Raw genomic sequence first — 19,403 nt, forward strand, 5'->3', positions numbered from 1 at the left:
ATTAGCCCCCAAGTTTCGATTTATCGCGTACCGCGCCTTTATCAGCGCTCGTTGCCAGGCTGGCATACGCACGAAGGGCGAAGGAGACCTGACGATCGCGCGCTTTCGGCGTCCAGGCCCGATCGCCACGGGCTTCCTGCGCTTCACGACGAGCGGCAATGTCGGCGTCGCTCAGCTGCAGCTGAATACCGCGGTTCGGGATATCAATGGCAATCATATCGCCGTCTTCGATGATGGCGATATTGCCGCCGCTTGCCGCTTCCGGTGAAACGTGGCCAATCGACAGGCCGGAAGTACCGCCGGAGAAGCGGCCGTCGGTGATCAGCGCGCAGGCTTTACCGAGGCCCATTGATTTCAGGAACGTCGTCGGATAGAGCATTTCCTGCATGCCTGGACCGCCTTTCGGCCCTTCGTAGCGAATCACTACGACATCGCCCGCGACGACTTTGCCGCCGAGGATAGCTTCTACCGCATCATCCTGGCTTTCATACACTTTTGCCGGGCCGGTAAACTTGAGGATACTGTCATCAACGCCTGCAGTTTTTACGATACAGCCATTTTCAGCAAAATTGCCGTACAGAACGGCAAGGCCGCCGTCTTTGCTGTAGGCATGCTCCAGCGAACGAATACAGCCTTCAGCGCGATCGTCGTCCAGCGTATCCCAGCGGCAATCCTGAGAGAACGCCTGGGTGGTGCGGATACCCGCCGGGCCGGCGCGGAACATCTCTTTCACCGCGTCGTCTTTGGTCAGCATAATGTCGTAGCGATCGAGCGTTTGCGGCAGGGTCAGACCCAGCACGTTTTTCACCTCACGGTTCAGCAGACCGGCGCGATCCAGCTCGCCGAGGATCCCCAGCACGCCGCCGGCACGGTGAACGTCTTCCATATGGTATTTCTGCGTACTCGGCGCCACTTTGCACAGCTGCGGCACCTTGCGGGACAGCTTATCAATATCGCTCATGGTGAAGTCAATTTCAGCTTCCTGAGCGGCGGCCAGCAGGTGCAGTACGGTATTCGTGGAGCCGCCCATGGCGATATCCAGGGTCATGGCGTTTTCAAACGCCGCTTTGTTGGCGACGTTACGCGGCAGCGCGGAGGCATCGTCCTGCTCGTAGTAGCGCTTGGTCAGCTCAACGATGCGTTTTCCCGCATTGAGGAACAGCTGCTTACGATCGGCATGAGTAGCCAGCAGGGAGCCGTTGCCCGGCTGAGACAGGCCCAGCGCTTCCGTCAGGCAGTTCATTGAGTTGGCGGTAAACATCCCGGAACAGGAGCCGCAGGTTGGACAGGCGGAACGCTCAACCTGATCGCTCTGCTCGTCGGATACTTTCGGGTCCGCGCCCTGAATCATCGCATCGACCAGATCGAGCTTGATGATCTTGTCAGAAAGCTTGGTTTTACCCGCTTCCATCGGACCGCCGGAGACAAAGATCACCGGAATATTCAGGCGCAGGGAGGCCATCAGCATCCCCGGGGTGATTTTGTCGCAGTTGGAGATGCAGACCATGGCATCGGCACAGTGTGCGTTGACCATGTACTCTACCGAGTCGGCGATCAGCTCGCGGGATGGCAGTGAATAAAGCATGCCCCCGTGACCCATGGCGATCCCGTCATCCACCGCGATGGTGTTGAACTCTTTAGCAACGCCGCCAGAGGCTTCAATTTGCTCGGCGACCAGCTTGCCCAGATCGCGCAGGTGCACGTGGCCCGGGACGAATTGAGTAAAGGAGTTCACAACGGCGATAATCGGTTTACCGAAATCTGCGTCGGTCATCCCGGTTGCGCGCCACAGCGCGCGGGCACCCGCCATATTACGGCCATGAGTGGTGGTGGCGGAACGGTACTTAGGCATGCTTTTACTCCCAGTTTCTGTTAAACGGGGCGCTGCGTGTCGCCCCGTCTTTTATGCTTATCTACCCTAAATAGTCCAGGCTGCAGGAAGGCGGCAGGAGAAAGAATCTCCGGCCGGCTGCGGTAAACGAGCGCAGCCAAAGCACATGCAGCTTAAAATATGACGGATATTTACTGATTAACCTGATCCAACCAGCCCCATTTATCCTCGGTTTCACCGGTGAAGAGGCCAAAGAATGCTTGCTGAATGCGCTTAGTCACCGGGCCACAGCGGCCTTCGCCAACCTGGATACCATCAACGCTGCGCACCGGGGTAATTTCTGCTGCGGTACCGGACATAAAGACTTCATCCGCCAGGTACAGGGATTCGCGAGACAGGACCTGCTCACGAACTTCGATATTCAGATCTTTTGCCAGCTTAATAATGGCATCGCGGGTAATACCCGGCAGCGCGGAAGAGGTAAACGGCGGGGTAAACAGCACGCCATCTTTCACTTCAAACAGGTTCTCACCCGCCCCTTCGGAAATGTAGCCGTTAACGTCCAGCGCGATGCCTTCCTGGTAGCCATGTCGGCGCGCTTCGCTGCCGACCAGCAGGGAAGAAAGGTAGTTACCGCCGGCTTTTGCTGCGGTCGGGATCGTATTCGGCGCCACGCGGTTCCAGGAAGAGACCATGGCATCGATCCCCTGATCCAGCGCTTCAGCACCAAGATAGGCTCCCCACGGGAACGCCGCGATGATCACGTCAGTGGTATATCCTTCCGGCGGGTTTACGCCCATGCCCACGTCGCCAACGAATACCAGCGGACGAATATAGGCGCTGGTCAGGCCGTTTTTACGAATAACTTCACGACAGGCTTCCATCAGCTCATCAACGCTCTGCGAAACCGGGAAACGGTAGATTTTGGCTGAATCATGCAAACGCTGCATGTGTTCACGATGACGGAACACCACCGGTCCTTTGTGCGAGTCATAGCAGCGGATGCCTTCAAAAACGGAAGTACCGTAATGCAGGGCATGCGACATCACGTGGACCTTAGCCTCTCCCCAAGGAACCATCTCGCCGTTGAACCAAATGTAATCAGCTTTTTTCGTCGTCATTTTTCTTCCCTTGCGCCTATGCGCGGATTTGTTGTGATGTGGGTTGCTGGATTTCGACGCAGGCAACGTCCACCAGTTTGCTTAATTGACTAAACAGTAATTCGACGGGCCGCTGGCTGGCAACGGTCAATTCGATATTTATATTGCGGGTATCCGCGGCGGTCTCCATATTCATGGCGCAAATCTGAAAGCCACGATGGCGCACCACGCGCAGCACGCGCTCTAAGGTTTCCGGGTTGGAGCGGGCCTGCAGGGCGACCTGATGTTGCATCATGATAATTTCTCCAGCATTTCTGAGTTACTGGCGCCGGGCGGCACCAACGGCCAGACATTCTCAAGTTCATCAATTGAGACATGAAGCAGGTATGGCCCCTGGCTCGAAAGCATGGTGTCGAGAGCCGCTTCAACCTGGTCTTTACGGGTGATATGTTGGCCAGGAATGCCGAAAGCGCTGGCCAAAGTGACAAAATCGGGGTTATCGGTGAGGATCGTTTCGCTATAGCGCTCCTGGAAGAACAGCTGCTGCCACTGACGAACCATGCCTAAACGCTGATTATCCAGCAGCAGGATCTTCAGCGGCAGCTGCTTGCGTTTTACGGTGCCCAGCTCCTGAACATTCATCATGAAGGAGCCGTCACCGGAGATACAGATTACCGTATCGTTCGGACGCGCGACCTGGGCACCTACCGCCGCTGGCAGACCGAAGCCCATCGTACCTAAGCCGCTGGAGGTAATGAAATTCTCCGGGCGAGTGTAGGTCATATGCTGTGCAGACCACATCTGATGCTGGCCCACGTCGGTGGTCACCACGCTGTCAGAGGGTTTGCGATCGGAAAGCTGCTTGAGCAGCAGCGGGGCGTAAATGCCTTCACCAGGGTAGTCATAGCGCCATGCATGTTCGGCGCGCAGCTTCGCGTTGTGCTGACGCCAGGCGTCAATGGCCAGCGGCTGCTGCAGGGCCGGCAGCAGCGTATTGAGATCGCCGGTCAGGGCAACGTGCGCCTGACGCAGCTTGTTCAGCTCCGCCGGATCGATATCCATATGGATAACTTTGGCATGCGGAGCAAAGGTGTTCAGCTTGCCGGTTACGCGGTCGTCAAAACGCGCACCTATCGCAATCAGCAGGTCGCACTCCTGAACCGCCAGGTTAGCCGCCTTCGTCCCGTGCATACCCAGCATCCCAAGGTAATAGGCATAGTCAGCGTCAACCGCGCCCAGCCCCTTCAGCGTGCAGGTCGCCGGCATTTGCGTGGCCGCAATAAACTCGCGCAGGGCGGGAACCGCCTGCGCCATACCAACGCCGCCGCCGACGTACAGCATCGGCTTTTGCGACTGAGCCAGCATCTGCAGCGCTTGCTCAACCTCGGCGTGAGGGAAAGCAACGTCATCGGCTACCGTGGAAAAATAGGGTTCGAACTCACCTGTCGCCAGCTGGATATCTTTCGGAATATCGACCAGTACCGGGCCTGGGCGGCCTGAGTTCGCGACCAGGAAAGCTTCAGCAATGACGCGCGGCAGCTCTTCCAGCGACTGCACCAGGAAGCTATGTTTGGTGCAGGCCAGCGATAAGCCCAGTACGTCAATTTCCTGAAAAGCATCGGTACCGATAAGCGGTGCCGCCACCTGGCCGGTAATCGCGACAACGGGGATAGAGTCCAGCAGGGCGTCCGCCAGGCCGGTGATCAGGTTAGTCGCGCCAGGGCCGGAGGTCGCGATGCAAACGCCCGTTTTACCGGTTGCACGCGCATAGCCGATGGCCGCCATTGCTGCGCCCTGCTCGTGACGGCACAACAGGTGTTCCACGCCGCCGTCATACAACGCATCGTAAACCGGCATAATCGCGCCACCCGGGTAGCCGAAAACCGTCTCGACTCCCTGTGTCCGCAAAGCATGTACTACCCACTGCGCGCCATTCATAGTTACTTCCCCGTCATAGATCGGAAGAAACAGAATTTTATGCTGTTATTCATTCTCTGCTCCCCGTCTGTCATTTTTAAGTTATAAAAAAACCCCCGGACCTTTCGGTGCGGGGGTCTTAGTTCGTTAAGGCTTGATTTCTATGCCTTTCCTCGTCCAAGTGCTGCCCCGCACGGTGGGATAATAATCACCACCACGCTAATCACGACCAGGCTAATCACTCGTAGAAGGGCTGTCATTTTATGTACTTTCTGGCTTCTTGTTCGAAGGAATACCTAAAGAGGTACCACAGACGTCACGTTAAACACAAGATTTTTTTATGGCTCATTTTCTGATCACGCTAACAATTTCCAGTAAAACAATTGTTTTTAATGGGAAAAATATAAAGTGAAGATATTTCAATTTATCGCGTTGCCCTATGGCTTTTTACAACGAGCTGTCCTGCCCTTGCGGCAACGTGCGAGCCGGGTGCAATAACGAAAAGTATGTAACGATCTGCGGCGAATTATCTGGAACGTGACGCGTAAAATGCAGTTCCTGCGAGTGACTAATGGCAGGGTTGTCGACATGATGCCCACATTCAGGAGGCTCTATGTCACTCGCGATCGTCTACACGCGGGCCGCTCTCGGTATCAGCGCCCCGCTTATTACTATTGAGGTTCATATCAGCAGCGGCCTTCCCGGACTAACTATGGTTGGCCTGCCGGAAACAACCGTCAGGGAGGCGCGTGACCGGGTGCGCAGCGCAATCATTAACAGTGGCTATACCTTCCCGGCGAAAAAAATCACCATTAACCTCGCGCCTGCCGATTTGCCAAAAGAGGGAGGGCGGTACGATCTCCCTATCGCTCTCGCGCTTCTGGTCGCCTCCGAGCAGCTAGAGGCCCCCGGACTGAATCAATACGAGTTTATCGGCGAGCTCGCGCTTACAGGGGCCCTGCGCGGCGTTCCCGGCGCTATCTCCAGCGCCATGGAGGCCATCAGGGCCGGACGGCAGATTATTGTAGCCGAAGATAACGCTGCGGAAGTGGGGCTGATTGGCGGCGGCGACTGTCTTATCGCCGGACATCTGCAGGAGGTCTGCGCCTTTGTGGCGGGACAGCATCCGCTCTCCCCTCCCGTGGCCGCAGCAGAAGATCCGCAGGAAACACGCCACGATTTACGCGACGTCATTGGCCAACAGCAGGGCAAGCGTGCGCTGGAAATCGTCGCTGCCGGCGGGCATAACCTGCTGTTAATCGGCCCCCCAGGTACAGGAAAAACGATGCTTGCCAGCCGGTTACCGGGATTACTCCCCCCGCTAAGCAATCAGGAGGCGCTTGAAAGCGCTGCTATTCTCAGTCTGGTGAGCACCAACTACGCGACCACGCGCTGGCGCCACAGGCCGTTTCGCGCCCCGCATCACAGCGCCTCGGTCGCGGCTATGGTCGGCGGTGGTGCCATACCTGCGCCCGGCGAGATCTCACTGGCCCACAATGGGGTGCTGTTTCTTGACGAGCTGCCGGAGTTTGAACGCAGAGTGCTGGATGCCCTGCGCGAGCCAATTGAATCGGGAAAAATACATATTTCTCGCACCCGGGCCAAAATTGACTATCCGGCGCATTTCCAGCTGATTGCGGCCATGAATCCCAGTCCGACCGGACATTATCAGGGTCATCACAATCGCGCCTCTCCCGAGCAGACGCTGCGCTATCTGGGGAGGCTGTCCGGCCCCTTCCTTGACCGCTTCGATCTCTCTTTGGAAATACCGCTGCCGCCGCCCGGAGTACTCAGCCAGCAAGGTGGTGGTGGAGAGGACAGTGCGACGGTCCGCCGAAGGGTTCTTGCCGCGCGTGAGAGGCAGCTGGCCCGACAGAACAAGCTCAACGCTGATTTAGATAATAGTGAGATGAAAACCTGGTGTGCGTTGAATAAGAACGATGCCATCTGGCTTGAACAGACCCTGACGCAGCTAGGACTCTCAATACGGGCCTGGCAACGGCTGCTTAAGGTGGCGAGGACGATTGCCGATATAAAGGACGATCCGCGTATCGAACGCCATCATCTGCAGGAGGCGCTGGGCTATCGGGCGATAGACCGGATGTTGAACCATCTGCAAAAGCTTATGCCATAAAAAAAGGGCTTTCGCCCTTTTTCTTAATCATCGCTTTCTGTGTAATCTTCAGCGCCTTCTACCTGCGGTTTACCGCCGGAGAGCGTATGGAAACGCTTGGGCCGCTTAATTCGCGCCATGTACTTAATCCAGACGCGCTCTACTTCGGTTACCGGTTCACGTTCGCCGCGGCATACCGAAACAAACTGCTTTTCATCTTCAGTGACAGGTTCGCGTTTACCCAGTTCCAGTTCGTTAAAGGCATAACCATGCTGTTCCAGCAATTGCGCCTCTTTGATGGTGAAATCACCATGACGGGAGAACCCGCGCGGATAATTTTTATTATCGAAAAAACGATTAGTCGTCATAAAGCTTTCCGCCATCCTACACGCTCCTGATTCTTTGGCCGAGCTATTTATGGCGCGGAGTATTAGTTACGCTTGACAGAGTGTAAAACAAAAGATTTAAATCATTACGACAAATAATTTTGCGGAGAAGAGTGTGGATACGGAATTGCTCAAAACTTTCCTTGAGGTGAGCAGAACTCGCCACTTTGGGCGAGCAGCGGAGGCGCTTTACCTGACGCAGTCAGCAGTTAGCTTTCGTATTCGCCAGCTGGAAAATCAGCTTGGCGTTAACCTTTTTACCCGTCATCGCAACAATATCCGTTTGACCCCAGCCGGAGAGAAGTTGCTACCCTATGCTGAAACCCTGATGAATACCTGGCAGGCCGCGCGTAAAGAGGTTGCCAACTCCTCCCGACACAATGAGTTTTCGATTGGCGGCAGCGCATCTCTTTGGGAGTGCATGCTTAACGGATGGCTGGGGAAACTGTACAGGGAGCCCTACAACCTGCAGTTTGAGGCCCGTATTGCCCAGCGTCAGTCGCTGGTCAAACAGCTCCATGAACGGCAGCTTGATCTGCTGATCACGACAGAATCGCCGAAGATGGATGAGTTAAGCAGCCAGTTGCTCGGCAATTTCACCCTAACCCTTTATTGCGCTGCGCCGGTTAAAAACAAAAGCGAATTGAACTACCTGCGCCTGGAATGGGGTCCGGACTTTCAACAAAATGAAGTCGGGTTGATTGGCAGTGATGACGTACCGTTGCTCACCACCAGTTCCGCTGAGCTGGCGTATCAGCAGCTCGCCCCTCTCAATGGCTGCACGTGGCTACCAACGCACTGGGCAAAGGGAAAGAGCGCGCTTTACCCGGTAACGGATGGCACCACGCTTTCACGCCCGCTGTACGCCATCTGGTTGCAAAACAGTGATAAACAGGCGCAGATCCGTGAGATTCTAAAAACCAGCATTTTGGAATAAGCATACCTCTCCAGGGACGGAGAGCGTTGGGCGATCGTAACGCCAGGGAATTGCAGGCAAAAAAAATCCTTTGCCGAAGCAAAGGATTATTATATGGCAGGGGCGGAGAGACTCGAACTCGCGACACCCGGTTTTGGAGACCGGTGCTCTACCAACTGAGCTACGCCCCTAAATACTGCTTATTATTAAGCCTGCTAGTTAAGCAGGCTTAATTTTCTAATAAGTGGCGGAACGGACGGGACTCGAACCCGCGACCCCCTGCGTGACAGGCAGGTATTCTAACCGACTGAACTACCGCTCCACCGAATTTCTTTACAACAACCGGTTTATTGCCCCGGTTTACTGCTAATTTGATGCCTGGCAGTTCCCTACTCTCACATGGGGAGACCCCACACTACCATCGGCGCTACGGCGTTTCACTTCTGAGTTCGGCATGGGGTCAGGTGGGACCACCGCGCTGTTGCCGCCAGGCAAATTCTGTTTACCAACACGCCTTAAGGCATGTCAGTTAATCTGTATCAGCTGAAAATCTCTCAAATTCACCACACCAAACAGCTTTGGCGTTGTAAGGTTAAGCCTCACGGTTCATTAGTATCGGTTAGCTCAACGTATCGCTACGCTTACACACCCGACCTATCAACGTCGTCGTCTTCAACGTTCCTTCAGGACTCTCAAGGAGTCAGGGAGAACTCATCTCGGGGCAAGTTTCGTGCTTAGATGCTTTCAGCACTTATCTTTTCCGCATTTAGCTACCGGGCAATGCCATTGGCATGACAACCCGAACACCAGTGATGCGTCCACTCCGGTCCTCTCGTACTAGGAGCAGCCCCCCTCAATTCTCCAGCGCCCACGGCAGATAGGGACCGAACTGTCTCACGACGTTCTAAACCCAGCTCGCGTACCACTTTAAACGGCGAACAGCCGTACCCTTGGGACCTACTTCAGCCCCAGGATGTGATGAGCCGACATCGAGGTGCCAAACACCGCCGTCGATATGAACTCTTGGGCGGTATCAGCCTGTTATCCCCGGAGTACCTTTTATCCGTTGAGCGATGGCCCTTCCATTCAGAACCACCGGATCACTATGACCTGCTTTCGCACCTGCTCGCGCCGTCACGCTCGCAGTCAAGCTAGCTTATGCCATTGCACTAACCTCCTGATGTCCGACCAGGATTAGCTAACCTTCGTGCTCCTCCGTTACTCTTTGGGAGGAGACCGCCCCAGTCAAACTACCCACCAGACACTGTCCGCAACCCGGATCACGGGTCTACGTTAGAACATCAAACATTAAAGGGTGGTATTTCAAGGTTGGCTCCACGCAGACTGGCGTCCACGCTTCAAAGCCTCCCACCTATCCTACACATCAAGGCTCAATGTTCAGTGTCAAGCTATAGTAAAGGTTCACGGGGTCTTTCCGTCTTGCCGCGGGTACACTGCATCTTCACAGCGAGTTCAATTTCACTGAGTCTCGGGTGGAGACAGCCTGGCCATCATTACGCCATTCGTGCAGGTCGGAACTTACCCGACAAGGAATTTCGCTACCTTAGGACCGTTATAGTTACGGCCGCCGTTTACCGGGGCTTCGATCAAGAGCTTCTCCTTACGGATAACCCCATCAATTAACCTTCCGGCACCGGGCAGGCGTCACACCGTATACGTCCACTTTCGTGTTTGCACAGTGCTGTGTTTTTAATAAACAGTTGCAGCCAGCTGGTATCTTCGACTGATTTCAGCTCCACGAGCAAGTCGCTTCACTTACCATCAGCGTGCCTTCTCCCGAAGTTACGGCACCATTTTGCCTAGTTCCTTCACCCGAGTTCTCTCAAGCGCCTTGGTATTCTCTACCTGACCACCTGTGTCGGTTTGGGGTACGATTTGATGTTACCTGATGCTTAGAGGCTTTTCCTGGAAGCAGGGCATTTGTTACTTCAGCACCGTAGTGCCTCGTCGTCACACCTCAGCGTTAACAAGAGTCCGGATTTACCTAAACTCTCCGCCTACATGCTTAAACCGGGACAACCGTCGCCCGGCTAACATAGCCTTCTCCGTCCCCCCTTCGCAGTAACACCGAGTACAGGAATATTAACCTGTTTCCCATCGACTACGCCTTTCGGCCTCGCCTTAGGGGTCGACTCACCCTGCCCCGATTAACGTTGGACAGGAACCCTTGGTCTTCCGGCGAGCGGGCTTTTCACCCGCTTTATCGTTACTTATGTCAGCATTCGCACTTCTGATACCTCCAGCAACCCTCACAGGCCACCTTCAACGGCTTACAGAACGCTCCCCTACCCAACAACGCCTAAGCGTCGCTGCCGCAGCTTCGGTGCATGGTTTAGCCCCGTTACATCTTCCGCGCAGGCCGACTCGACCAGTGAGCTATTACGCTTTCTTTAAATGATGGCTGCTTCTAAGCCAACATCCTGGCTGTCTGTGCCTTCCCACATCGTTTCCCACTTAACCATGACTTTGGGACCTTAGCTGGCGGTCTGGGTTGTTTCCCTCTTCACGACGGACGTTAGCACCCGCCGTGTGTCTCCCGTGATAACATTCTTCGGTATTCGTAGTTTGCATCGGGTTGGTAAGTCGGGATGACCCCCTAGCCGAAACAGTGCTCTACCCCCGAAGATGAATTCACGAGGCGCTACCTAAATAGCTTTCGGGGAGAACCAGCTATCTCCCGGTTTGATTGGCCTTTCACCCCCAGCCACAAGTCATCCGCTAATTTTTCAACATTAGTCGGTTCGGTCCTCCAGTTAGTGTTACCCAACCTTCAACCTGCCCATGGCTAGATCACCGGGTTTCGGGTCTATACCCTGCAACTTAACGCCCAGTTAAGACTCGGTTTCCCTGCGGCTCCCCTATACGGTTAACCTTGCTACAGAATATAAGTCGCTGACCCATTATACAAAAGGTACGCAGTCACCTGACAAATCAGGCTCCCACTGCTTGTACGTACACGGTTTCAGGTTCTGTTTCACTCCCCTCGCCGGGGTTCTTTTCGCCTTTCCCTCACGGTACTGGTTCACTATCGGTCAGTCAGGAGTATTTAGCCTTGGAGGATGGTCCCCCCATATTCAGACAGGATACCACGTGTCCCGCCCTACTCTTCGAACTCACAGAATGTGCATTTTAGTGTACGGGAGTATCACCCTGTACCCTGCGACTTTCCAGACGCTTCCACTAACACACAAACTGATTCAGGTTCTGGGCTGCTCCCCGTTCGCTCGCCGCTACTGGGGGAATCTCGGTTGATTTCTTTTCCTCGGGGTACTTAGATGTTTCAGTTCCCCCGGTTCGCTTCGTTAAGCTATGTATTCACTTAACGATAGTGTGTCGAAACACACTGGGTTTCCCCATTCGGAAATCGCCGGTTATAACGGTTCATATCACCTTACCGACGCTTATCGCAGATTAGCACGTCCTTCATCGCCTCTGACTGCCAGGGCATCCACCGTGTACGCTTAGTCGCTTAACCTCACAACCCGAAGCTGTTTCGTAAAACAGGTCGTGTTGTGAAAATTTGAGAGACTCGAACACACCGTCTTTCCTTTCTTATTACGGAGAAAGGAAACAGTGTGTCGTTTCAATTTTCAGCTTGATCCAGATTTTTAAAGAGCAAATATCTCAAACGAGGTTCGAAAACCTGTTTTGAGATATTGAGGTCGGCGACTTTCACTCACAAACCAGCAAGTGGCGTCCCCTAGGGGATTCGAACCCCTGTTACCGCCGTGAAAGGGCGGTGTCCTGGGCCTCTAGACGAAGGGGACACTGAAGTCTCAATCGCAAGACGCCTTGCTATTTACTTTTCATCAGACAATCTGTGTGAGCACTACAAAGGCAGGTTCTTTCAGGTAAGGAGGTGATCCAACCGCAGGTTCCCCTACGGTTACCTTGTTACGACTTCACCCCAGTCATGAATCACAAAGTGGTAAGCGCCCTCCCGAAGGTTAAGCTACCTACTTCTTTTGCAACCCACTCCCATGGTGTGACGGGCGGTGTGTACAAGGCCCGGGAACGTATTCACCGTGGCATTCTGATCCACGATTACTAGCGATTCCGACTTCACGGAGTCGAGTTGCAGACTCCGATCCGGACTACGACATACTTTATGAGGTCCGCTTGCTCTCGCGAGGTCGCTTCTCTTTGTATATGCCATTGTAGCACGTGTGTAGCCCTACTCGTAAGGGCCATGATGACTTGACGTCATCCCCACCTTCCTCCAGTTTATCACTGGCAGTCTCCTTTGAGTTCCCGGCCGAACCGCTGGCAACAAAGGATAAGGGTTGCGCTCGTTGCGGGACTTAACCCAACATTTCACAACACGAGCTGACGACAGCCATGCAGCACCTGTCTCAGAGTTCCCGAAGGCACCAAAGCATCTCTGCTAAGTTCTCTGGATGTCAAGAGTAGGTAAGGTTCTTCGCGTTGCATCGAATTAAACCACATGCTCCACCGCTTGTGCGGGCCCCCGTCAATTCATTTGAGTTTTAACCTTGCGGCCGTACTCCCCAGGCGGTCGACTTAACGCGTTAGCTCCGGAAGCCACTCCTCAAGGGAACAACCTCCAAGTCGACATCGTTTACAGCGTGGACTACCAGGGTATCTAATCCTGTTTGCTCCCCACGCTTTCGCACCTGAGCGTCAGTCTTTGTCCAGGGGGCCGCCTTCGCCACCGGTATTCCTCCAGATCTCTACGCATTTCACCGCTACACCTGGAATTCTACCCCCCTCTACAAGACTCTAGCCTGCCAGTTTCGGATGCAGTTCCCAGGTTGAGCCCGGGGATTTCACATCCGACTTGACAGACCGCCTGCGTGCGCTTTACGCCCAGTAATTCCGATTAACGCTTGCACCCTCCGTATTACCGCGGCTGCTGGCACGGAGTTAGCCGGTGCTTCTTCTGCGAGTAACGTCAATCGACAAGGTTATTAACCTTATCGCCTTCCTCCTCGCTGAAAGTACTTTACAACCCGAAGGCCTTCTTCATACACGCGGCATGGCTGCATCAGGCTTGCGCCCATTGTGCAATATTCCCCACTGCTGCCTCCCGTAGGAGTCTGGACCGTGTCTCAGTTCCAGTGTGGCTGGTCATCCTCTCAGACCAGCTAGGGATCGTCGCCTAGGTGAGCCATTACCTCACCTACTAGCTAATCCCATCTGGGCACATCTGATGGCATGAGGCCCGAAGGTCCCCCACTTTGGTCTTGCGACGTTATGCGGTATTAGCTACCGTTTCCAGTAGTTATCCCCCTCCATCAGGCAGTTTCCCAGACATTACTCACCCGTCCGCCGCTCGTCACCCAAAGAGCAAGCTCTTCTGTGCTACCGCTCGACTTGCATGTGTTAGGCCTGCCGCCAGCGTTCAATCTGAGCCATGATCAAACTCTTCAATTTAAGTTTGATGCTCATGAATTAAACTTCGTAATGAATTACGTATGTTCACTCAGAGACTTGGTATTCATTTTTCGTCCGAGGACGTTAAGAATCCATGTCACTTTGAGTGCCCACACAGATTGTCTGATAAATTGTTAAAGAGCAGTTGCGACGCGCTTTAGCGCTCTGTCGCGAGGTCCCGTATATTACGTTTTCCTCATTCAGAGTCAAGCGTTTATTTTGCTTTTCTCTGTCGGCGTTCATCGCTGAACCCCGCTAACCCGGCGGCCTGTAAGCCGTTGTTCCGTGTCAGTGGAGGCGCATTATAGGGAGTTCTCCGACGTTGACAAGCCCTGTTTGCAAAAAACTTTTCAACCGCCTCTTTTTTCACCAAAACGTGCCTAAACTGGCAGTTTTTCCAGCGTTTCAAAGCCGTAGCGCTGTAAAACGGGTAAAAGCTGTTCAGTTTCCGGCGTCAGCGCCATGCAGTATGCCAGGTTTGGATCGCTGGATTTCTCATCCGGCGCCTCATGTTCCAGCAGCCAGACGGTGCGACGGGCGATGGCGGCACCGGAATCAATCATTCGCGTCCCTTCCGGCATCACCTGCTGCAGCTCTTCCTGTAATAGAGGGAAATGGGTGCAGCCCAGCACAACCGTATCAGGCGGTTCGGCCATTCTCAGCCACGGGCGAAGAATGCGTCGTAGCTCCTCCAGCGGAACCGGCTCACCGTGCAGCTTCGCTTCCGCCAGCTCAACCAGCTCTGCGGAGCCAAGCATCTCTATCTTGCATTCATTTGCAAAGCGGCTGATCAGCTCACGCGTATAGGGACGTTTGACCGTACCGCGCGTCGCCAGCAGGCCAACGACGCCGTTCGCCGTCAAACGGGCCGCAGGCTTAATCGCCGGAACCACGCCCACAACGGGGAAAGCAAAGCGGTCACGAAGGGCAGGAAGAGAAACGGTACTTGCGGTGTTGCAGGCAATGACGGCCAGTGCCAGCGGATAACGCCGTTGAACCGCGGTGACAATTTCGAGCACGCGCTCAACGATGAACTCTTCGCTCTTCTCCCCGTAAGGAAAAGCCACGTTATCGAAAGCGTAGATGTAATGCAGATTCGGCAGCAGCTGCCGAATCTCATTATAAACCGACAACCCACCGACACCGGAATCAAATACCAGCACGGTGGGGCGTGGATCAGAAGGTGTAGCTGCCAGACAAGTAGTATTCTCGTCCTGCAGTTTGGTAGCCATAAGCTGTCTCGTAATCTTTATCGAACAGGTTGGCTATTTTACCACGAACTGTCAGGCGATCGGTGATCGGATACGCGGCAGAAACATCAAGCGTGCTGTAGCTTGGCAAAATCCTCTGCGTATTATTGTACTGAGACGTGTTGTTATCGTAGCGCTTACCGTAATACTGCCACGACACATCCATATCGACGTTAAACATCGTCCAGTCCACCTGATACTTCGCCTGTCGCTTAGAACGTCGGGCAAGGACTTCACCGTTATCATCATTACGCGGGTCGACGTATTGCAACGTAACGCGATGGCTGAAAATACCGGTATCCACGCTTCCCGTCCATTCAACGCCCTTGATCGTCGCGGCGTTGATATTGTCATATTCGCCTTCAAAGGTGACAGGGTCTGAATAGTAGGTAATCAGGTTAGTAATCTTGTAGTGATACGCCGAGAGACGCCAGTCCAGCGGCCCGGTGAGCCCTTCAAGCCCGGCTTCCCACTGCTGCGACTCTTCAGGCTTCAGGTTTGGATTTGAGCTGATTCCAAAGCGGGTAGAACCAAACTGCTGTCCCAGCGAAGGAGCGAGGAAGCCAGTACCGTAGCCCAGAGTCACGCGATAGTTTTCGACAAACTCCCAGCCGGCAGTGGTCTGCCATGTTCCGTGCCAGCCAAACTGTTCGTCGTGATCTTCACGGCCGGAGGCTTCGAGGGTCACATCGCCAAACTGCTGCTGCCCGGTCAGATACAGGCCGGTGTTATCACGCTTGTAGGTGTCCGATAATACCGTATCCGAGGAGGTCAAACGCTGCTGCTGCCAGTCCACGCCAGCGCTCACTGAACCATGACCGACAATAAGGTTGTTACCCCACTGCAGATTACGCTGGGTCATTCGATCGAGCGTGGTGCCATCATTATAACGGCCATAGATGCTGCTGTAGTTGTAGTCTTTGACCTTCTGATAGCTGGCAACGAGCTGCGATGAGTAGATCCCGGAGCTGTACTTCAGTCCCGCGTCCCAGCTCTGATTATAGAGCTGCTCTTCATCTGCGCTGTAGGCTGGGGTGTACGGCGGGCTTCCCAAATCGTAGTCAGAGTTGTTGGTGTAGCTACGACCGCGGAAGAAGCCATCAAAGCTATCGTTAAATTTATGCTCCAGGCTGCCCCAGAACGCTTTGCTACGGAAGCCGTCACGATCCTGGTCGTGGTCCCAGGTTGAGCCTGGCTGGACGTTAAAACCTTTATTACCCTCATAAGAGCCGGCCACCGTGGCAACCGTATCGCCAAAGCGGTGACGCAGGGTGCCATCATATTGCTGATAGCCTTCAGAACCGACGCCGGCGGTGATCTTAGATTGTTCTTTATCGGAATGGGTAATGACGTTAATCACGCCCCCCATTGCGCCGGAACCATAAATAGCCGAACGCGGGCCGCGGATATATTCCACGCGCTGTACCAGCGACAGAGGAATTTGGTTCAGATCGGGGTTATTCGTAATACCCGGGCGGGACATGGGGATACCATCGACAAGCACCAGCACCTGCTTCGCCTCAGTACCGCGAATAAACAGGGAAGACGTCTGCCCCATTCCTCCGTTCTGCGCGACGTCAACGCCCGGCAGTCGACGCATGACGTCATTTAAATCCTTTGATTGCCAGCGATCGATATCTTCACGAGTCACCACATCGGTCGGCGCAAGGACCGTACTGACCGGCTGTTGAAAACGATTTGCTGTCACCACTAACGTGTCTGAATTGCTGTCTTGCGCCCAGCCGGAAAATGCCGTGACGGAGAGAGCCGTCATCAGCGAAGCTTTTTTAATCATTGTAAAAGCATCCGTAACATATAAAGGATGCCGCGGGTTTCATCAGTAGCACGCGATGATAGAAACCAAATGCGACGTATACCGGCAGGTCTTCGGGCTCGGGGCGTTTTATGGATGAGGACTTCCCACCAGATAGCGGCAGTGTCTGCACATTGCGTTCATCCCACCTTCCTTACCGCTGCGCGTCAGCCCCAGATTTACACTGGGTTCCCTTTTAACTCACAGGACCGGTTACACAATGCTATAATCAGAAACATATAGAAGTCCAGACTTCTATAATTATATTTGATCCCTCATCCGGGCTGGACTTCCCTGATGCTTTCCCTACAATCCCCGCGTACTTATTTTATTCAGGATGCATCATGACCCCCGAACACCTTCCAACCGAACAATATGAAGCGCAGCTGGCAGAGAAAGTCATTCGTTTACAAAAAATGATGGCGCCTTTTGCCGCACCGGTTCCGGAGGTATTTCGTTCGCCGGTCAGCCACTATCGTATGCGCGCAGAGTTCCGCCTGTGGCACGATGGGGACGATCTCTACCACATCATGTTTGACCAGCAGACCAAATCGCGAATTCGCGTCGATAGCTTCCCGGCGGCCAGCGAGCTTATCAATCAGCTGATGGTCGCCATCCTCGACGGCGTGCGCGATAACCCGGTTCTTCGCCATAAGCTGTTCCAGGTCGACTACCTGACGACCATGAGCAACCAGGCCGTGGTGTCGCTGCTGTATCACAAAAAGCTTGGTGACGAGTGGCGTCAGCAGGCGGAAGCATTGCGCGACGCGCTGCGCGCGCAAAATCTCAACGTGCACCTGATTGGCCGGGCAACCAAAACGAAAATCGAGCTCGATCGGGACTACATCGACGAACGTCTGCCGGTGGCCGGCCGTGAGATGATCTACCGTCAGGTTGAGAACAGCTTCACCCAGCCAAATGCGGCGATGAATATTCAGATGCTGGAGTGGGCGCTGGAGAGTACGCAAGGGGCAACCGGAGATCTGCTGGAGCTATACTGCGGCAACGGCAACTTCTCCCTGGCGCTGGCGCGTAATTTCGATCGCGTGCTGGCCACGGAAATCGCCAAACCTTCCGTCGCTGCGGCGCAGTACAACATTGCGGCCAACCATATCGATAACGTGCAGATTATCCGTATGGCGGCAGAGGAGTTTACTCAGGCAATGAACGGCGTGCGGGAGTTTAACCGCCTGCAGGGTATCGACCTGCAAAGCTACCGGTGTGAGACGATTTTTGTCGATCCGCCGCGCAGCGGGCTGGATAGCGAAACGGAGAAAATGGTGCAGGCGTATCCGCGAATTCTGTATATCTCCTGCAACCCGGAGACGCTGTGCCAGAACCTGGAAACCCTCAGCCAGACCCATGACATTACGCGTCTGGCGCTGTTCGATCAGTTCCCGTATACCCATCATATGGAGTGCGGCGTCTTATTAACCCGCAGGTAGGCGATTTTTACAGAACCCGGCACCGCGACGCCTGCCGGGTTCTGGCGTTAAGCTGTTACTCTGCCGCCGCATCCTTCCGATTACGCATCCGGTAGCCGATCCAGAATACCGTAATGACCGACAGCACGGCCGGGAAGAAGTTAGAGCCGATGTCCGGATATTCCGCGCGCACCACGGTGCTATATAGCAGAACCCCGAGAATGAAACAGGCAGCAGCCAGGCCCGGCAGCCCCACGGGCATACTCCGGTTCTGATAGCGCTGGTGCAGACAGTAGACCGTCAGCAGCAGAGACAGTATCGGGAAAATGGAAAAGGGAACAATCGAGCTGAACAGCGCGGCGAAGGTTCCGTTAATCGACAGGCCAGCGATCAGCGCCAGCAGCAGCGTACCTTTATCTTGAACTGAGTGTTTCATTGCTCGTCCTTCACGTTATTCGGAATGATTTGATATTTTTTCTTGTTCACGGCGATACCAGTAATACGCGCCTTTCGAGATCATTCTCAGCTGCAGCACCAGCCGTTCTTCCAGCTGTCGGCGCTGTTCAAGCCCGACGTCCAGCGCCTCAGCGCCGGCGCTAAATACGATAGTGACCATCGCTTCGGCCTGCGCTTCAGTAAAGGCGCGCGGCATGTGGTTTTCGATTTCTAAATAGTCGGCAAGTTCCGCAATGAAATGCTGAATCTCGCGCGCCACGGCGGCACGAAACGCCGCGGAAGTACCGGAGCGTTCGCGCAGCAGCAGGCGAAAAGCGTTCGGGTTATTGCCGATAAACTCCATAAAGGTGGAGACCGAGGTGCGAATCACGCTGCCGCCTTTGGCAATACGCTGGCGCGCCTGGCGCATCAGCTGGCGCAGCATCAGCCCGCTCTCATCGACCATGGTCAGACCGAGCTCATCGACATCGCGAAAATGACGATAAAAGGAGGTCGGTGCGATCCCCGCCTCACGCGCAACTTCACGCAGGCTTAAGCTGGCGAAACTCCGTTCGGCGCTAAGTTGGCTAAATGCCGCTTCTACCAGCGAACGCCGGGTTTTCTCTTTTTGTAGCGCTCTTACGCCCATCACGTTGTATGAATCCTTCCAATAGCCCTGCTGGCACTATACCAGAGATAAAACTAATCGGTTTACACTGGTTTGTGAAAGATTGTTTACGAGCCGATCATGCTTTTATGCCGCAAAAAAGCACAACGATAATTGGGTTAAACTGCGGCGAATG

Annotated in this window: 13 protein-coding genes, 3 tRNA genes, 3 rRNA genes and 1 riboswitch; of the genes, 3 read left to right on the forward strand and 16 right to left on the reverse strand. The window is 54.4% G+C overall.

Features of this window, described 5'->3' with window-relative positions; translation table 11 throughout:
- Position 1: 1 nt before the first annotated feature.
- From ilvD to ilvL, 5 genes are all read right to left on the reverse strand, one after another.
- Positions 2-1,852, reverse strand: a complete 1,851-nt coding sequence (ilvD, locus tag MMW58_RS27900; protein ID WP_241722518.1) for a dihydroxy-acid dehydratase — start codon at positions 1,850-1,852, stop codon at positions 2-4.
- Positions 1,853-2,022: 170 nt separating this feature from the next.
- Positions 2,023-2,952, reverse strand: coding sequence for a branched-chain amino acid transaminase (locus MMW58_RS27905; protein ID WP_041143466.1), 930 nt, complete (start codon positions 2,950-2,952; stop codon positions 2,023-2,025).
- A gap of 16 nt (positions 2,953-2,968) precedes the next feature.
- Positions 2,969-3,226, reverse strand: coding sequence for an acetolactate synthase 2 small subunit (gene ilvM / locus MMW58_RS27910; RefSeq protein ID WP_041143465.1), 258 nt, complete (start codon positions 3,224-3,226; stop codon positions 2,969-2,971).
- The gene (gene ilvG, locus MMW58_RS27915; protein ID WP_241722519.1) at positions 3,223-4,869 is read right to left on the reverse strand and encodes an acetolactate synthase 2 catalytic subunit; all 1,647 of its coding nucleotides are present in this window, start codon (positions 4,867-4,869) and stop codon (positions 3,223-3,225) included. The genes ilvM and ilvG overlap by 4 nt, the downstream gene beginning before the upstream one ends.
- Positions 4,870-5,009: 140 nt before the next feature.
- Positions 5,010-5,108, reverse strand: coding sequence for an ilv operon leader peptide (gene ilvL, locus MMW58_RS27920; RefSeq protein ID WP_001311244.1), 99 nt, complete (start codon positions 5,106-5,108; stop codon positions 5,010-5,012).
- Positions 5,109-5,461: 353 nt separating this feature from the next.
- Between ilvL and MMW58_RS27925 the strand changes: the two genes are divergently transcribed.
- Entirely contained in the window at positions 5,462-6,982 is a 1,521-nt protein-coding gene (locus MMW58_RS27925; protein ID WP_241722520.1) for a YifB family Mg chelatase-like AAA ATPase, read from the forward strand.
- Between the two features lie 23 nt (positions 6,983-7,005).
- Here the strand turns inward: MMW58_RS27925 and MMW58_RS27930 are convergent, their stop codons facing one another.
- Positions 7,006-7,344, reverse strand: a complete 339-nt coding sequence (locus tag MMW58_RS27930; protein WP_041143462.1) for a MaoP family protein — start codon at positions 7,342-7,344, stop codon at positions 7,006-7,008.
- Positions 7,345-7,462: 118 nt separating this feature from the next.
- On the opposite strand from MMW58_RS27930, the gene hdfR reads away from it, so the two are divergent.
- Positions 7,463-8,284, forward strand: a complete 822-nt coding sequence (hdfR, locus tag MMW58_RS27935) for an HTH-type transcriptional regulator HdfR (RefSeq protein WP_133601441.1) — start codon at positions 7,463-7,465, stop codon at positions 8,282-8,284.
- Positions 8,285-8,378: 94 nt separating this feature from the next.
- Here hdfR and MMW58_RS27940 read toward each other — a convergent pair.
- The 8 genes from MMW58_RS27940 to btuB form a co-directional block, all read right to left on the reverse strand.
- Positions 8,379-8,454, reverse strand: a tRNA-Trp gene (locus tag MMW58_RS27940).
- 54 nt (positions 8,455-8,508) lie between these two features.
- Positions 8,509-8,585: transfer RNA gene (locus MMW58_RS27945), tRNA-Asp, on the reverse strand.
- Positions 8,586-8,639: 54 nt separating this feature from the next.
- A 5S ribosomal RNA gene (gene rrf, locus MMW58_RS27950) occupies positions 8,640-8,755 on the reverse strand.
- A gap of 96 nt (positions 8,756-8,851) precedes the next feature.
- Positions 8,852-11,759: ribosomal RNA gene (locus MMW58_RS27955) — 23S ribosomal RNA — on the reverse strand.
- A gap of 216 nt (positions 11,760-11,975) precedes the next feature.
- Positions 11,976-12,051, reverse strand: a tRNA-Glu gene (locus tag MMW58_RS27960).
- 85 nt (positions 12,052-12,136) lie between these two features.
- Positions 12,137-13,678, reverse strand: a 16S ribosomal RNA gene (locus MMW58_RS27965).
- Together the 16S, 23S and 5S rRNA genes with 3 tRNA genes alongside form the textbook arrangement of a ribosomal RNA operon.
- A 380-nt stretch (positions 13,679-14,058) precedes the next feature.
- Positions 14,059-14,910 carry a glutamate racemase gene (gene murI, locus MMW58_RS27970; RefSeq protein WP_241722521.1) on the reverse strand — a complete coding sequence of 284 codons (852 nt, stop codon included), beginning with the start codon at positions 14,908-14,910 and terminating at the stop codon, positions 14,059-14,061.
- A complete protein-coding gene (gene btuB, locus MMW58_RS27975; RefSeq protein WP_133601325.1) occupies positions 14,855-16,723 on the reverse strand; it encodes a TonB-dependent vitamin B12 receptor BtuB in 1,869 nt (622 codons plus the stop codon). Before btuB ends, murI begins: the two co-directional genes overlap by 56 nt.
- Positions 16,724-16,790: 67 nt before the next feature.
- A riboswitch (cobalamin riboswitch) is annotated at positions 16,791-16,970 on the reverse strand.
- Between the two features lie 115 nt (positions 16,971-17,085).
- Between btuB and trmA the strand changes: the two genes are divergently transcribed.
- The gene (trmA, locus tag MMW58_RS27980; protein ID WP_159237688.1) at positions 17,086-18,186 is read left to right on the forward strand and encodes a tRNA (uridine(54)-C5)-methyltransferase TrmA; all 1,101 of its coding nucleotides are present in this window, start codon (positions 17,086-17,088) and stop codon (positions 18,184-18,186) included.
- Between the two features lie 55 nt (positions 18,187-18,241).
- On the opposite strand, the gene MMW58_RS27985 is transcribed toward trmA, so the two are convergent.
- Together MMW58_RS27985 and fabR are read right to left on the reverse strand one after the other, a co-directional pair.
- On the reverse strand, positions 18,242-18,601 hold the full coding sequence (locus tag MMW58_RS27985) for a YijD family membrane protein (protein WP_128879367.1): 360 nt from the start codon (positions 18,599-18,601) through the stop codon (positions 18,242-18,244).
- Positions 18,602-18,616: 15 nt separating this feature from the next.
- Positions 18,617-19,252 carry an HTH-type transcriptional repressor FabR gene (gene fabR, locus MMW58_RS27990; RefSeq protein ID WP_045853644.1) on the reverse strand — a complete coding sequence of 212 codons (636 nt, stop codon included), beginning with the start codon at positions 19,250-19,252 and terminating at the stop codon, positions 18,617-18,619.
- Positions 19,253-19,403 lie beyond the last annotated feature (151 nt).

This window comes from Klebsiella sp. HC6 (assembly GCF_022605325.1).
In the GTDB taxonomy this organism is placed as follows: domain Bacteria; phylum Pseudomonadota; class Gammaproteobacteria; order Enterobacterales; family Enterobacteriaceae; genus Klebsiella; species Klebsiella terrigena.

Coding starts and splice junctions, on each gene's coding strand:
- ilvD (WP_241722518.1), bottom strand. CDS start 1,852: ATGCCTAAGTACCGTTCCGCCACCACCACTCATGGCCGTAATATGGCG.
- MMW58_RS27905 (WP_041143466.1), bottom strand. CDS start 2,952: ATGACGACGAAAAAAGCTGATTACATTTGGTTCAACGGCGAGATGGTT.
- ilvM (WP_041143465.1), bottom strand. CDS start 3,226: ATGATGCAACATCAGGTCGCCCTGCAGGCCCGCTCCAACCCGGAAACC.
- ilvG (WP_241722519.1), bottom strand. CDS start 4,869: ATGAATGGCGCGCAGTGGGTAGTACATGCTTTGCGGACACAGGGAGTC.
- ilvL (WP_001311244.1), bottom strand. CDS start 5,108: ATGACAGCCCTTCTACGAGTGATTAGCCTGGTCGTGATTAGCGTGGTG.
- MMW58_RS27925 (WP_241722520.1), top strand. CDS start 5,462: ATGTCACTCGCGATCGTCTACACGCGGGCCGCTCTCGGTATCAGCGCC.
- MMW58_RS27930 (WP_041143462.1), bottom strand. CDS start 7,344: ATGGCGGAAAGCTTTATGACGACTAATCGTTTTTTCGATAATAAAAAT.
- murI (WP_241722521.1), bottom strand. CDS start 14,910: ATGGCTACCAAACTGCAGGACGAGAATACTACTTGTCTGGCAGCTACA.
- btuB (WP_133601325.1), bottom strand. CDS start 16,723: ATGATTAAAAAAGCTTCGCTGATGACGGCTCTCTCCGTCACGGCATTT.
- trmA (WP_159237688.1), top strand. CDS start 17,086: ATGACCCCCGAACACCTTCCAACCGAACAATATGAAGCGCAGCTGGCA.
- MMW58_RS27985 (WP_128879367.1), bottom strand. CDS start 18,601: ATGAAACACTCAGTTCAAGATAAAGGTACGCTGCTGCTGGCGCTGATC.